This window comes from Limimaricola cinnabarinus (assembly GCF_002723615.1).
Taxonomy (GTDB): Bacteria; Pseudomonadota; Alphaproteobacteria; order Rhodobacterales; family Rhodobacteraceae; genus Limimaricola; species Limimaricola cinnabarinus_B.
Genome location: NZ_KZ304965.1, coordinates 38,376 through 52,497, shown reverse-complemented (window position 1 = coordinate 52,497; position 14,122 = coordinate 38,376). Strand labels below are relative to the sequence as shown.

Annotated in this window: 10 protein-coding genes; 1 reads left to right on the top strand and 9 read right to left on the bottom strand. The window is 69.8% G+C overall.

The window, feature by feature from the left end; all coding sequences use genetic code 11:
* Positions 1-40: 40 nt before the first annotated feature.
* Entirely contained in the window at positions 41-1,810 is a 1,770-nt protein-coding gene (locus tag CJ301_RS13535) for a glycoside hydrolase family 15 protein (RefSeq protein WP_099277921.1), read from the bottom strand.
* A 169-nt stretch (positions 1,811-1,979) separates the two neighbouring features.
* Between CJ301_RS13535 and egtB the strand changes: the two genes are divergently transcribed.
* Positions 1,980-3,233 carry an ergothioneine biosynthesis protein EgtB gene (gene egtB, locus CJ301_RS13530; protein WP_099277920.1) on the top strand — a complete coding sequence of 418 codons (1,254 nt, stop codon included), beginning with the start codon at positions 1,980-1,982 and terminating at the stop codon, positions 3,231-3,233.
* Here the strand turns inward: egtB and CJ301_RS13525 are convergent.
* From CJ301_RS13525 to CJ301_RS13490, 8 genes are all read right to left on the bottom strand, one after another.
* Positions 3,230-3,700, bottom strand: coding sequence for an Lrp/AsnC family transcriptional regulator (locus tag CJ301_RS13525; RefSeq protein ID WP_099277919.1), 471 nt, complete (start codon positions 3,698-3,700; stop codon positions 3,230-3,232). The genes egtB and CJ301_RS13525 overlap by 4 nt on opposite strands.
* Before the next feature lie 62 nt (positions 3,701-3,762).
* Positions 3,763-4,539: a crotonase/enoyl-CoA hydratase family protein gene (locus CJ301_RS13520; protein WP_099277918.1), complete on the bottom strand. Its 777-nt coding sequence runs from the start codon at positions 4,537-4,539 to the stop codon at positions 3,763-3,765.
* Positions 4,536-5,387: a hydroxymethylglutaryl-CoA lyase gene (locus tag CJ301_RS13515; RefSeq protein WP_099277917.1), complete on the bottom strand. Its 852-nt coding sequence runs from the start codon at positions 5,385-5,387 to the stop codon at positions 4,536-4,538. Before CJ301_RS13515 ends, CJ301_RS13520 begins: the two co-directional genes overlap by 4 nt.
* A complete protein-coding gene (locus tag CJ301_RS13510; RefSeq protein WP_099277916.1) occupies positions 5,380-7,368 on the bottom strand; it encodes an acetyl/propionyl/methylcrotonyl-CoA carboxylase subunit alpha in 1,989 nt (662 codons plus the stop codon). The genes CJ301_RS13515 and CJ301_RS13510 overlap by 8 nt, the downstream gene beginning before the upstream one ends.
* Positions 7,368-7,778, bottom strand: coding sequence for an ASCH domain-containing protein (locus tag CJ301_RS13505; protein WP_099277915.1), 411 nt, complete (start codon positions 7,776-7,778; stop codon positions 7,368-7,370). The genes CJ301_RS13510 and CJ301_RS13505 overlap by 1 nt, the downstream gene beginning before the upstream one ends.
* 7 nt (positions 7,779-7,785) lie before the next feature.
* Positions 7,786-9,393, bottom strand: coding sequence for a carboxyl transferase domain-containing protein (locus CJ301_RS13500; RefSeq protein WP_099277914.1), 1,608 nt, complete (start codon positions 9,391-9,393; stop codon positions 7,786-7,788).
* Positions 9,393-10,556 carry an isovaleryl-CoA dehydrogenase gene (locus tag CJ301_RS13495; RefSeq protein ID WP_099277913.1) on the bottom strand — a complete coding sequence of 388 codons (1,164 nt, stop codon included), beginning with the start codon at positions 10,554-10,556 and terminating at the stop codon, positions 9,393-9,395. Before CJ301_RS13495 ends, CJ301_RS13500 begins: the two co-directional genes overlap by 1 nt.
* Before the next feature lie 10 nt (positions 10,557-10,566).
* Positions 10,567-14,034, bottom strand: a complete 3,468-nt coding sequence (locus CJ301_RS13490) for an indolepyruvate ferredoxin oxidoreductase family protein (RefSeq protein ID WP_099277912.1) — start codon at positions 14,032-14,034, stop codon at positions 10,567-10,569.
* Between the last annotated feature and the right edge of the window lie 88 nt (positions 14,035-14,122).

The following is a 14,122-nucleotide window of genomic DNA, read 5'->3' as shown; positions in this document are numbered from 1 at the left end:
TCGGGGTGACAACCCGCGAAAGCCCGAGCCGTTCGATTTCTCATGCAGATGCGTCGAGCGCGCGGTTCAGGTCGATCACCGCGCCGATCAGCCCGGCATGGGCAAAGGCCTGCGGGATATTGCCCAGCATCTCGCCGCTGCGCGGATCGGCTTCTTCGGAGAACAGGCCGAGATCGTTGGCCTGCGCGACATTGGCCGCGATGATGGCTTGCGCCCGCTCCAGTTCGCCGCGCATCACCCAGTATTGCGCGACCCAGAAGCCGGCGGCGATGAAGACCCCCTCGCGCCGGCCGTCATCGCATTCGAGCCGGCGGTGATAGAGCCTGCCATCGGGGCTCCAGTCGCGCTCCAGCGCCTTCATCGTGGCGATCATCTCGGGCGTGTCGGCGGCGCAGTAATCCCAGACAGGGAACAGCGCCGCGGTCACATCCACCTCTTCCGCGCCGGGATAGACGGCATAGGCCCCCTCCGAGGTCAGCCCGTTTTGCGCGACCCAGTCGCGGATCTCGCCCGCCGCGGCGCGCCAGCGGGCGGCCTCGGCCTCATTGGCATAGGCGGCCGCCGATTCCAGCGCGCAGGCGGCGACGACCTTGCCCGAGACATAGGGCTTGGGCGGCGTCTCCTCCCAGATGCCGTGGTCGGGCCGGTCCCAGCTCTTGGCGAGGAAATCGCAGATGTCGGACACCACGTCCCAATGGGCGTGATCGTCAGAGCGCCCCTCGCGGTAGAGCAGCTTCGCGGCCAGCGCCACGTTGGCATAGGCGTCGAGCTGAAGCTGGTCGGCGGCGCCATTGCCGATGCGCACGGGCCGCGAGCCGCGCCAGCCCGCGAGGGGCAGCTCGGTCTCGGGCGGCGCGGTTTCGCAGTCGAGATCGGTGAACACCGCCATGGGATATTTCTCGGATGTGCCGGTGCAGCGGCAGATGAACTTCAGGTATTGCTCGCCCTCGCTGTCTTTTTGACACAGGCGCAACAGCGCCGAGACGATCATGCCCGCGTCGCGCAACCAGACATAGCGATAGTCCCAGTTGCGCCCGCCCCCCGCGATCTCGGGCAGCGAGGTGGTCACGGCGGCGACGGTGGCGCCGCTTTCCTCGTGGGTGCACAGCCGGATCGCGCGCAAGGAGTGGCGGACCTCATTGGCGAAAACACCTTCGTAATCGACCGCCTCGTCGAGCCCGCGCCAATGGCCCAGCGTATGGCCGCGCCAATTGTCGAGCGTCGCGCGGTCGGCTTGGGCCTGCGGCGCATCCGCCAGCAGCATCCAGCCCGCCTCGCCCGCAGGCAGGTCCATCACCACGCGATGCGCTTCGATCCGCAGCGGATGCGAGCCCTGCAGGCCCATCCCCGCAACCGAAACGCCCGTCTCCATCGCCTCCAGCGAGGCCGTTCCGCGCCCATAGCCCGGGCGCGCATCGAGCACGACCCGCACATCGGCGGGGGCCGCGGCGAATTCGCGCAACAGCACCCCGGTCGGCGCCTGCGGGCCGGAGGTCATCCAGTCGAGCACCACCAGATCGCCCTCCGGCGCGCGGATCGTGGTCTCCAGCATGCCGCTGCCATCGAGATAGCGGCGCGGCCCCGGCTCCGACCCCTCCATCTCGATCCGCCATTCGCCGCCATCGGGATCGAGCAGCCCGGCCAGAAGGCTCGGCCCGTCGAAGCGGCAGGGGCAGTACCACAGGATGCGGCCCATCCGGTCGATCACGGCGGCGCTGCGGCGGTCGCCGATCACGCCGAGATCGCGGATCGGCACCTTGTTGGTCGGCGTCCCCGCCGCGTAGACGGTCTCGGGGCGGGGGTCGGTCATGCGTTTCTCCTTTGCAGGGCAACCGGGGCTCCGGGCGGCGGGTTCCGGCGACGCCGCGTCCGTGCGGCACGGACGAAGGTCTCGAGCGAAGGTCTCGGGTCGCAGGCTCCAAACCTCAGGAACCCCGCCATTCTCCGCGCGTTCCGCGAGAGCAGAACGAGGGAATTTCATGCAGACAGCCACCCGGCCCGCCCCCGCCGACACGCACGACCTATTTCGCGCGACCCGCGCCCGAAGCCGCGAGCTCGTGGCCGATCTCGCGCCCGAGGACATGGTGGTGCAATCGATGGAGGACGCCTCGCCCACCAAGTGGCACCTCGCCCATACCTCGTGGTTCTTCGAGCAGTTCATCCTGCGCGAGAAGGTGGCTGGCTATGCCTCGCCCGACGAGCGCTTCGCCTTCCTGTTCAACTCCTACTACGTGCAGGCCGGGCCGCGGCACGCCCGCTCGCAGCGCGGGCTGATCACCCGCCCCACAGTGGCCGAGGTGATGGACTACCGCGCCCATGTCGAGGCGGCGATGGGGGATCTGCTGGCGCAGGGCGACGAAGAGGTGGCGGAGCTGACCACGCTGGGCTGTCACCACGAGATGCAGCACCAGGAACTGCTGCTCACCGACCTGCTGCACGCGCTGTCCTTCAACCCGCTGATGCCCGCGATCCGCGCGCCCGAGCCGCGCGCCCTGTCCGAGCCGCTGCCGCGCGAATGGATCGGCTTCGGCGGCGGCATCCGCGAGATCGGCCATGCGGGCGAAGGCTTCGCCTATGACTGCGAAGGGCCGCGCCACGAGGTGCTGCTGCGGCCCTATGAGCTGGCCAACCGCCCCGTGACCAACGCCGAATGGATCGCCTTCATCGAGGATGGCGGCTATGGCGATGCCCGGCACTGGCTGATGGAGGGGCATGCGCGCGCGCAGTCCGGGGAGTGGGACGCGCCGCTCTACTGGTGGAAGCAGGACGGCGCATGGTGGAGCTTCACCGCGCGCGGAGCGCAGCCCGTCGATCCGAACGCCCCGGTGGTGCATGTGAGCTTCTACGAGGCCGAGGCCTTCGCGCGCTGGGCGGGGGCAAGGCTGCCGACCGAGGCCGAGTGGGAGGTCGCGGCGCAGGGCAGCGAGATCGCCGGCAACTTCATGGATGACGGCGCGCTGCGCCCGCTGCCCGCCCGGCCGGGCGAGGGCCTGCGGCAGATGCATGGCGATGTCTGGGAATGGACCCGCAGCGGCTTCGACCCCTATCCCGGGTTCCGCCCGCCCGAGGGCGCGATCGGCGAATACAACGGCAAGTTCATGGTGAACCAGTACGTGCTGCGCGGTGGCTCCTGCGCCACGCCGCGCGCGCAGATGCGCCACAGCTACCGCAACTTCTTTCACCCCGACCGGCGCTGGCAGATGAGCGGGCTCCGGCTGGCGCGCGACGCCTAGAGCGGCACGTCGGTGGTGTTCTTGATCTCGCGCAGCGTCACGCTGGTGGAGATCGAGAGCACATGCGGCAGCTGCACCAGCGCGTTCTTCACCGTGCTCTCGTAATGCCGGATGGAGCGCGCGAGCACCCGCAGCAGGTAGTCGTGATCGCCCGAGACCGAGTAGCACTGCACCACCTCGGCGATGCCCGCCACGGCGGCCTCGAATTCCTCGAGGTGCTCGCGGCTGTGGCCGTTCATCCGCACGGCGCAGAACACGGTGATCTCGAATCCCGCGGCGACGGGATCGACGATGTGCCGCCGCTCCTCGATCACGCCCGCCTCGCGCATCCGCGCCAGCCTGCGCCAGCAGGGCGTGTGCGACAGGCCGAGCCGTTCGCCGACCTCGCGCAGGGTGAGGTCGGGCTCGGCCTGCAAGAGCCGCAGGAGCCGCCGGTCGGTGTCGTCCAGTGTGATCGTCTCGCCCATCGCGCCCCATCCCCGGCGGCGATCCTCTCGACCGGCGGGGGCGGCGTCAATGGGCGCGGCGCTCATGACCAGCGCGCCGGGCGTTTCTCCAGGAAAGCCGCGATCCCCTCCTCGGCCTCGGGGCTTTCCCAAGCCTCGACCAGCCGGTCGATCGTGGCCTCGATCACCGCCTCGTCGATGCGGGGGCCGAGGCTGCGGGCCAGCGCCTTGGCCCGCGCCGCGGCCCCCCGCGCGATCTTCAGATAGGGCGCGACCTCGGCCTCGACCGCCGCGTCGAGATCGGCCGCCGCCACGGCCCGCGTCGCGATGCCGAGCCGCACGGCCTCATCGGCGCCGAAGATCCGCGCCGACATGAAGACCTGCCGCGCCTGCCCCTCGCCCATCCGCGCGAGCACGTAAGGCGAGATGGTCGCGGGAATGATGCCGAGCCTGGTCTCGGTAAAGCCGAAGCGGGTGGCCTCCTCGGCCACCACCACGTCGCAGATGCAGGCGAGCCCGACGCCACCGCCATAGGCGCCGCCATGCACCCGCCCGATCAGCGGGCTGGGCATGGTGTTGAGCGCGTCGAGCATGCCCGCCAGCCGCCGCGCCTCGGCGCGCCGCCCCTCGCGGTCGGCGCGGATCTGCGCCTGCATCCATGTGAGGTCCCCGCCCGCACAGAACACCTCTCCCGCGCCGCGCAGCACCACGGCGCGCGCCTCTGCCCCTTCGGCCCGCGACAGCGCCGTCAGCTCGTCCATCATCCGCGCCGAGAGCGCGTTGCGCCGCTCGGGCGCGTTCAGCGTGACGGTGAGCACGCCGCGATCATCGGCCTCCAGCTCCAGCGTCTCGTAGCTCATGCGCGCAATTCCTTGGCGAAAGCCGCCGTCTCGGCCAGCCGTTTTGCGTCCAACCCGGTCTCGTAGCCGCGCGCCTCCAGCATCAGGGCCAGCCCTTCGGTCGCGACGTTGCCCGCCGCACCCGGCGCGAAGGGGCAGCCGCCAAGCCCGCCGATGCTCGCGTCGAACACCCGCAGCCCCCGTTCGAGGCAGACGGCGACGTTGTCGAGCGCGCGGCCCGAGGTGTCGTGGAAATGCCCGGCGAGCCTGTCGGCGGGCACGCGGCCGAGCACGGCGTCGAGCATCGCGCCCGTCTCCTCGGGCAGCGCCCGGCCCAGCGTTTCGCCAAGGCTGATCTCGTAGCAGCCCATCTCCACCAGCCGCGCCGCGACATCGGCCACCGCATCGGGGGCGACCGCGCCGTCATAGGGGCAATGCGTCACGCAGGAGACATAGCCGCGCACCGGCAGCCCGGCGGATGTCGCGGCCTCCATGACGGGGGCGAAGCGCTCCATGCTCTCGGCGATGGAGCAGCCGATATTGGCCTGGCTGAACCCCTCGGAGGCCGAGGCGAAGATCGCGACCTCCTCGGCCCCGGCCTCGCGCGCGCCCTCAAAGCCCCTCAGGTTCGGCGTCAACGCCGCGTAGCGGATGGACGGGTCGCGCGCGATCCCGGCCAGCACCTGCGCGCCGTCGGCCATCTGCGGCACCCGCTTGGGGTTGACGAAGCTGGTCACCTCGATCCGGGTGAAACCGCAGGCCGAGAGCCGGTCGACCAGCTCGATCTTGGCCTCGGTCGGGATGATCCGGCCCTCGTTCTGCAGCCCGTCGCGGGGGCCGACCTCGACGATCTCGGCGCGTTCACTCATCTTCCGGCTCCAGCGTCAGCAGCAGGTCGCCATCCGCGACCTGCGATCCCTCCTGCGCGAGGATCTCGGCCACCACCCCGTCGCGCGGCGCGGTCAGGGTGTGCTCCATCTTCATCGCCTCGAGGATGGCGAGCGGCTGGCCCTTCTCGACCGCCTGCCCGGCCTCGGCCCGCATCCGCTTCACCAGCCCCGGCATCGGTGCTGCGATGGCGTTGCCGCCCGCCCCCGCGGCCTCTGCCGCGGCCAGCGGATCGGGGATGGCGAAGACCCAGGCCCGGCCCGCGTCCCAGACGGTGACCGTCTGGCCGTGCCGCGCCGCCTCGGCCCGGAACCGGCGGCCCGCGACCGTCACCTCGAGCCCCTTGGTGTCACGTGAAACGCCCGTCTCTGTCCCCTCGCGGTGCCAGCTTCCCGGCCCGTCGCGCAAAAGCGCCACGTCGAGCGTCTCGCCCTCGTGCTCCAGCGCCACGTGGATCTCGGATGGGCCCCAGTGGCGAAACCCCCTGAGCGCGTCCCACGGCCCCTCGCCCATGGGCGGGTGGTCGAGGCCGGAGGCCACCAGCGCGGCCAGCACCGGCACGTGGCCGGGCATCGCAGGCTTCGCGGTCAGCGCGTCGAGATCGCGGCCGATCAGGCCGGTGTCGACCTCGCCCGCCCTGAAACCCTCGTGCCGCAGCAATGCTGCGAGAAAGCCGAGATTGGTCACCGTGCCGCCGACCTGCGTGGCCTCCAGCGCGCCCGAGAGTCGCGCCATCGCCTCCTCTCGCGTGGCACCATGCGCGATCACCTTGGCGATCATCGGGTCGTAATGCGGGGTGATCTCGTCGCCCTCGACCACGCCCGCATCGACACGCAGCGCGCCCAGCTCGAAGCGCGCGGCCTCAGGAAAACGCAGCCGCTCCAGCCGACCCGTCGCGGGCAGGAAGCCGCGCTCGGCATCCTCGGCATAGAGCCGCGCCTCGAAGGCGTGGCCGTCGATGCGCAGCTCGTCCTGCGCCAGCGGCAGTTCCTCGCCGCGCGCGACGCGGATCTGCCACTCGACGAGGTCGAGCCCGGTGATCGCCTCGGTCACGGGATGCTCGACCTGCAGGCGGGTGTTCATTTCCATGAACCAGAACCCGTCCTCGCGCAGGCCTTGCGCGCCGTCGGCGATGAACTCCACCGTGCCCGCGCCGACATAGCCGATGGCGCGCGCCGCCTCGACGGCGGCCGCACCCATCGCGGCGCGGACATGTTCGGGCATGCCCGGCGCGGGGGCCTCCTCGATCACCTTCTGGTGCCGCCGCTGCAGCGAGCAGTCGCGCTCGAACAGGTGAACGACGTTGCCGTGGCTGTCGGCGAAGACCTGGATTTCCACGTGGCGCGGCGAGGTGACGTATTTCTCGACCAGAACGGCGGCGTCGCCGAAGCTGGCCAGCCCCTCGGCCTGCGCGCCCGTCAGCGCGTCGGCGAAATCCTCGGCCCGCTCGACGAGCCGCATCCCCTTGCCACCGCCGCCCGCGCGGGCCTTGATCAGCACCGGGTAGCCGATGCGCCCGGCCTCCTCGGCCAGCAGGTCCGCGTCCTGCCCCTCGCCGTGATAGCCGGGCACAACCGGCACCCCGGCCTCCTCCATCCGCGTCTTGGCGGCGTCCTTGAGGCCCATGGCGCGGATGGCGCTCGCGGGCGGGCCCATGAAGACCAGCCCCGCCGCCTCGACCGCCTCGACGAAATCGGGGTTCTCGGAGAGAAAGCCGTAGCCCGGATGAATCGCGCCCGCCCCGGTGGCGCGCGCGGCCTCGATGATGGCCTCGGTTCTCAGGTAGCTTTCGCCCACCGGCGCCGGGCCGATGCACACCGCCTCGTCGGCGAGCCGCACATGCACCGCCTCCGCATCCGCGTCCGAATGCACGGCGACCGTCTTCAGCCCCATCCGGCGGGCGGTGGTGATGACCCGCGCGGCGATCTCGCCGCGGTTCGCGATCAGGATCTTGTCGAACATCAGGCGAAATCCTCCACCAGCCGGAATCTCTCGCAGACCAGCATCATCTCGGGCTCCCAGCCCCCGTTGCGCTCGAAGTAGCGGCGGTGGTCCGCCTGCCAGCCTTCCAGCGTCTCGTTCTCGCCCTCGGCCAGCGCGAAATCGGCATCCATGTCGCAAAAGCGGCGCTGCGTGACTTCGGTCGTCTCGATCATCAGCGCCGGGCTGCCGTCCCAGTTCAGCGCCACGTCGCGGCGACCGACCACCGGCATCGGCTCGCCCGCTTTGATGTCGCGCAGCGCGCCGCAGGTCGCGGTCTTGGCCCCCGATCGCACCAGCGCGATCAGCTCGGCGCTCATCTCCGGCCCGTCGCCGAAGCGGAAGCTTTCGAGACCGGGGTAGCGCGCCTTCAAGTCCTCCATCGTCACCATGCCCGCCTCACATCCGGAAAACGCCGAAGCGCGTGTCGGGAATGGGCGCGTTGAGCGCGGCCGAGAGCGACAGCGCCAGCACCTCACGGGTGCGGCGCGGATCGACGATGCCGTCATCCCACAGCCGCGCGCTGGCGTAGAGCGGATGCGCCTGCTCCTCGAACTTCTCGCGCAAGGGCTGCTTGAAGGCCCATTCCTCCTCCTCGGTCCAGGGCTTGCCCTGTCGCTCCAGCGCCTCGCCGCGCACCTGCGCCATGACGCCTGCCGCCTGCTCGCCGCCCATCACGCCGATCCGGCTCGCGGGCCATGTCCACAGGAAGCGGGGGGAGTAGGCGCGGCCGCACATGCCGTAATTGCCCGCGCCGTAGGAGCCGCCGACGATCATCGTCACCTTGGGCACTTCCGTGCTGGCCACCGCCGTCACCAGCTTGGCCCCGTCCTTGGCGATGCCGCCCGCCTCGTATTTGCGCCCGACCATGAAGCCGGTGATGTTCTGCAAAAACACCAGCGGGATGCGACGCTGCGAGCACAGTTCGACGAAATGCGCGCCCTTGAGCGCGGCCTCGGAAAAGAGCACGCCGTTGTTGGCGATGATGCCCACCGGCATGCCCATGATATGCGCAAAGCCGGTGACCAGCGTCTCGCCGTAGCGCGGCTTGAACTCGTCGAGGCGCGAGCCGTCGAGCACGCGGGCCAGCAGCTCGCGGATGTCATAGGGCTTGCGCGGATCGGCGGGCACCACGCCCAAGATCTCCTCCGCGTCGTAGAGCGGCGCCTCGGCCGCTTGCGTCACCACGGTCTCGGGCTTGCGGCGGTTCAGCCCCGCCACCGCCTGCCGCGCCAGCGCCAGCGCATGCGCGTCGTCATCGGCGAGGTAGTCGGCCACGCCCGAGAGCCGCGTGTGCACGTCGCCGCCGCCGAGATCCTCGGCCGAGACGACCTCGCCCGTCGCGGCCTTCACCAAGGGCGGACCGGCGAGGAAGATGGTGCCCTGCTCCTTCACGATGATGGTCACGTCCGACATCGCCGGCACATAGGCGCCACCGGCGGTGCAGGATCCCATAACGACGGCGATCTGCGGAATGCCCTTTCCGCTCATCCGGGCCTGATTGTAGAAGATCCGCCCGAAATGGTCGCGGTCGGGGAAGACCTCGTCCTGGTTGGGCAGGTTCGCCCCGCCGGAATCGACGAGATAGACGCAGGGCAGATGGTTCTGCTCCGCGATCTCCTGCGCGCGCAGGTGCTTCTTGACCGTCATCGGGTAGTAGGTGCCGCCCTTCACGGTGGCGTCGTTGCACAGCACCATGACCTCCTGGCCCTCGATGCGGCCCACGCCCGCGATCAGCCCGGCCCCGGGTGCGGCCCCGTCATAGAGGCCATGCGCCGCCGTGGCGCCGACCTCCAGAAACGGGCTGCCCGGATCGAGCAGCCGGGTGACGCGGTCGCGGGGCAAAAGCTTGCCGCGCGAGACGTGGCGCTCGCGCGCCCGCTCGCCGCCGCCCGCGCGCGCCGCCTCGACGGCCTCGCGCACCGTGTCCATCGCGGCGCGCTGCGCGGCCGCGTTCTCGCGGAAGCTCTCGGAGGAGGGCGAGACGCCGGATCGCAGCACGCCCATCAGCGCATCTTCCCCATCATCTCGCGCCCGATCAGCATGCGGCGGATCTCGGAGGTGCCCGCGCCGATCTCCATCAGCTTGGCGTCGCGGAAGATCCGGGCCACCGCGCTTTCGTTCATGAAGCCGGTGCCGCCCATCGCCTGCACCGCCTGATGCGCGACCACCATCGCCTCCTCGGAGGCGTAGAGCACGCAGGCCGCGGCGTCGGCGCGGGTCACGCGGCCCTCGTCGCAGGCGCGGGCCACGGCGTAGACATAGGCGCGGGCCGAGCCGAGCTTGGTGTAGATGTCGGCGATCTTGCCCTGCATCAGCTGGAAGTCCCCGATCGGACGCCCGAACTGCTTGCGCTCGGCGAGGTAGGGCATGATCTCGTCGAGGCAGGCGGCCATGATGCCGGTGCCGATGCCCGACAGCACCACGCGCTCGTAATCGAGCCCCGACATCAGCACGGCGACGCCGCGCCCGACCTCGCCCAGCACGTTCTCCTCGGGGACCTCGACATTCTCGAACACCAGCTCGGCGGTGTTGGAGCCGCGCATGCCGAGCTTGTCGAAATGCTCGGAGGTCGAGAAGCCATCCATGCCGCGCTCGACGATGAAGGCGGTGATGCCCTTGGAGCCGGCCTCCGGGTCGGTCTTGGCATAGACCACCAGCGTCTCGGCGTCGGGGCCGTTGGTGATCCAGTACTTGGTGCCGTTGAGCTTCCAGCCGCCATCGACGCGATCGGCGCGCAGGCTCATCGAGACCACGTCGGAGCCCGCCCCCGCCTCGGACATGGCGAGCGCGCCGACATGCTCGCCCGAAACCAGCTTGGGCAGGTATTTCGCCTTTTGCGCGTCACTGCCGTTGAGCCGGATCTGGTTGACGCAGAGGTTGGAATGGGCCCCGTAGCTGAGCGAGACGCTCGCGCTCGCCCGCGCGATCTCCTCGACCGCGACGACATGGGCGAGATAGCCCATGCCCGCGCCGCCATATTCCTCGGGCACGGTGATGCCCAGAAGGCCCAGATCGCCCATCTCCCGCCACAGATCGGCGGGAAACAGGTTGGACTTGTCGATCTCGGCGGCGCGGGGCTTCAGCCGCTCCTGCGCCCAGCGATGCACCGTCTCGCGCAGCGCCTCGCCATCCTCGCCCAGATCGAACTTCATCGCGTGATCGAACATCGCCCTCTCCCTATTCCGCCGCGAGCTGATGCGGCGCATCGTCCATGATCGCGGCGCGCAGCGCGTCGCGCCGGGGCGCCGCCTGCTCCATCGCCGCCAGTTTCACCGGCCCGTAGCCGCGGATCTGGTCGGGCAGGTCCAGAAGCTTGAGGATCTCGGCGTCGCGCCCCTGCCCCAGCTTCGACAGCGCGAGGTCCATATCCGCCTCATAGGCCCCGATCAGCGCCCGCTCCCGCCTGCGCTCCTCGCTGCGGCCAAAGACGTCGAACGCCGTCCCGCGCAGCCGTTTGCCCTGCGCCAAGAGGCCGAACGCCTTGAGGATCCAGGGCCCGAACTCGCGCTTCTTCGGGCGGCCCTCGGCGTCGGTGCCGGGCAGGCCCGGTGGCGCGAGGTTGAAGGCGATCCTGTAGTCGCCGTCGAACTGCTTCTTCAGGTTCTCCGAGAATTCGGGCCGGGTAAAGAGCCGCGCCACCTCGTATTCATCCTTGTAGGACAGAAGCTTGGCATAGTTCTGCGCCACGGCGCGAATGATCTTGTCGCCTTGCGCGTGGCCCTCCACCGCGGCGCGAACCTGCGCCACGCGGTCGGTGTAGCGCCGGGCGAGCTTCGCGTCCTGGTAATCGGTCAGGTGCCCGGTGCGATGCGCCACCAGCTGGTCGAGCGACATCTGCGCCTGCGGGATATGCGGGACCTCCTCGGCCTCGCCCATCTCGGCGATCACCCGTGCGGGTTCGGCGGCCATGACGCGGCCCCAGTCGAAGGCGTCGAGGTTGGATTGCACCGCCACGCCGTTGAGGCGCACGGCCTCGGCGATGGCCTCGCGGCCCACGGGGATGAAGCCCTGCTGCCAGGCATAGCCCAGCATCATGATGTTGACCGCGATCTCGTCGCCGCAGAGCTCGCGCGCGACATGGGCGAAATCGTGGAAATGCTCCGAGGACCGGACCGTCTTCTCGACCGCGCGCATCACCCCCGCCGAGCGGAAGTCGAAATCGCGCTGGCGCACGAAATCCGAGGTGGGCGAGAGCTTGGTGCTCATCACCGCGTGGGTCCGCTCGGGGTCGCACAGCGTCACGCCGTCCTTCGAGGCGGCCACCACGCTGTCGGCGGCGAGCAGCAGGTCGGCGGTGCCGGTGGCGATGCGCGGCGCGGTCGCGGGCCGCTCATGGGTCGAGATGCGGATGTGGCTGAGCACCGCGCCGCCCTTCTGCGCGAGACCGGCCATGTCGAGGATCATCGGCGAGAGCCCCTCCATATGCGCCGCGACGCCCAGAAGCGCGCCGATGGTCAGCACGCCGGTGCCCCCCACCCCGGTGACGGCGACGTTCCAGGGCCTGTCGATCTCGGGCAGCGCGGGTTCGGGCAGCATCGAGACGTCGGGGCCTTCGGCCGCCGGGCGCTTGTGCGGCTTGGCGCCGCGCAGCGTCACGAAGGAGGGGCAGAAGCCCTTGAGGCAGGAAAAATCCTTGTTGCAGGCCGACTGGTTGATCTGGCGCTTGCGGCCCAGCTCGGTTTCCAAGGGCTCGACCGCGATGCAGTTGGACTGCACCGAGCAGTCGCCGCAGCCCTCGCAGACCGCGGGGTCGATATGCACCCGCATGTCCGGATCGTCGGCCTTGCCGCGCTTGCGGCGGCGGCGCAGCTCGGCGGCGCAGGTCTGGACATAGACCATGATGGTCACGCCGGAGATCTCGCGCAGCTCCTTCATCACCGCGTCGAGCTCGTCGCGGTGGCGGATCTCGGTGCCGGGCGCCAGCTCGGAGGTCGAGTAGTTCTCGGGGTGGTCCGAGAGCAGCACGATCTTGGCCACGCCCTCATGCTTGACCTGATGGGTCACCTGCTCGGGCGAGAGCGGCCCGTCGACCTTCTGGCCGCCGGTCATGGCGACCGCGTCGTTGTAGAGGATCTTGTAGGTGATGTTGGCCTTGGCCGCGACCGACTGGCGGATCGCGAGATGGCCGGAATGGAAGAAAGTGCCGTCGCCGAGATTGACGAAGCGGTGCTTCTCGTCGGTGAAAAGCCCGATCGAGGACCACGGCACGCCCTCGGCGCCCATATGGGTGAAGGTCTCGGTGTTGCGGTCCATCCACTGCACCATGTAGTGGCAGCCGATGCCGGCCATGGCCTTGGAGCCCTCGGGCACCTTGGTCGAGGTGTTGTGCGGGCAGCCCGGGCAGTAATGCGGCAGGCGGGTGATCGGTGCCTCGTGCGTCTGTCCGCGCGCATGGCCGGCCTCAAGCCGGCGCAGCTCGGATTCGATCCGGTCGTGCAGCCCCTCGGGCAGGTCGATATGCAGGAGACGGTCGGCGATGGCGCGGCCGACCGAGCCGACGGTGAGGCCTTGGCTCAGCGACAGGAAGGGGCGGTCCTTCTCGTCATGCTTGCCGATGATCCGCGGCCGCACGTCGGCGCGCCAGTTGAAGAGCTGCTGCTTGATCTGGTTCTCGATGATCTCGCGGCGCTCCTCGACGATCAGCACCTCTTCGAGCCCCTCGGAGAAGTGGCGGATGCCCTCCGGCTCCAGCGGCCAGGGCATGCGCACCTTGTAGAGCCTGAGCCCGATCGCCTTCCACTCGTCCGGCCCGAGCCCCATCTCGGCCAGGGCCTGGCGCACGTCCTCATAGGCCTTGCCCGAGGCGACGATGCCGAAGCGGGCATCGGGCGTGTCGATGGTCACCTGATCGACCCGGTTGGCGCGGGCGAAGGCCAGCGCCGCGAAGCCCTTGTGCTCCTGCAGCCGCTCGTCCTGCACCAGCGGCGCGTCGGGCCAGCGCAGGTTGAGGCCGCCCTCGGGCATGTCGAAATCGGTGGGCAGAAGGAACTGCCGCCGCTCCTGCCCGAGATCGACGACGGTCGAGGTTTCGACCGTCTCGGAGATCACCTTGTAGCCGACCCAGCAGCCCGAATAGCGCGACATGGCAATGCCGAGCAGGCCCAACTCAAGAAACTCGTGCACGGAGCTGGGATAGAGCATCGGCATCAGGGCCGAGATGAAGGCGTGGTCGGACTGGTGCGGGATCGAGGACGACTTGCAGGTGTGGTCGTCACCGGCGAAAGCCAGCACGCCGCCATGCGGCGCAGTGCCGGCGGCGTTGGCGTGCTTGAGCACGTCGCCCGAGCGATCGACGCCCGGCCCCTTGCCGTACCACAGGCCGAGCACGCCGTCCTTCCTCGCGCCTTCGGACAGGGCGAGCTGCTGGCTGCCCCAGACGGCGGTGGCGGCGAGATCCTCGTTGACGCCCGGCTGGAAGCGGATGTCGAGCGGGTCGAGATGCTTCTTCGCGGCCATCAGCTGCTGGTCGTAGCCGCCCAAGGGCGAGCCGCGATATCCCGAGATGAATGTGCCGGTGTCGAGCCCGGCGGCGCGGTCGCGCCGCATCTGGGTCATCGGCAGGCGCACCAGCGCCTGGATACCGGTCAGAAAGACGTGGCCGGTTTCGGCCGTGTACTTGTCGTCGAGCGACATCTGCATCGTCATGCGCCCCTCCCCTGGCTAATGACGATGAAAGCTTAGCCCCGATCGGGCGGAACGCGGTCCCTGTTTTTGCGGGGCAGGCGACACTTCG

Bases quoted from the DNA above. Each gene is read 5' to 3' on its own strand.
- CJ301_RS13535 (WP_099277921.1), bottom strand. From the start codon at position 1,810: ATGACCGACCCCCGCCCCGAGACCGTCTACGCGGCGGGGACGCCGACC.
- egtB (WP_099277920.1), top strand. From the start codon at position 1,980: ATGCAGACAGCCACCCGGCCCGCCCCCGCCGACACGCACGACCTATTT.
- CJ301_RS13525 (WP_099277919.1), bottom strand. From the start codon at position 3,700: ATGGGCGAGACGATCACACTGGACGACACCGACCGGCGGCTCCTGCGG.
- CJ301_RS13520 (WP_099277918.1), bottom strand. From the start codon at position 4,539: ATGAGCTACGAGACGCTGGAGCTGGAGGCCGATGATCGCGGCGTGCTC.
- CJ301_RS13515 (WP_099277917.1), bottom strand. From the start codon at position 5,387: ATGAGTGAACGCGCCGAGATCGTCGAGGTCGGCCCCCGCGACGGGCTG.
- CJ301_RS13510 (WP_099277916.1), bottom strand. From the start codon at position 7,368: ATGTTCGACAAGATCCTGATCGCGAACCGCGGCGAGATCGCCGCGCGG.
- CJ301_RS13505 (WP_099277915.1), bottom strand. From the start codon at position 7,778: ATGGTGACGATGGAGGACTTGAAGGCGCGCTACCCCGGTCTCGAAAGC.
- CJ301_RS13500 (WP_099277914.1), bottom strand. From the start codon at position 9,393: ATGGGCGTGCTGCGATCCGGCGTCTCGCCCTCCTCCGAGAGCTTCCGC.
- CJ301_RS13495 (WP_099277913.1), bottom strand. From the start codon at position 10,556: ATGTTCGATCACGCGATGAAGTTCGATCTGGGCGAGGATGGCGAGGCG.
- CJ301_RS13490 (WP_099277912.1), bottom strand. From the start codon at position 14,034: ATGACGATGCAGATGTCGCTCGACGACAAGTACACGGCCGAAACCGGC.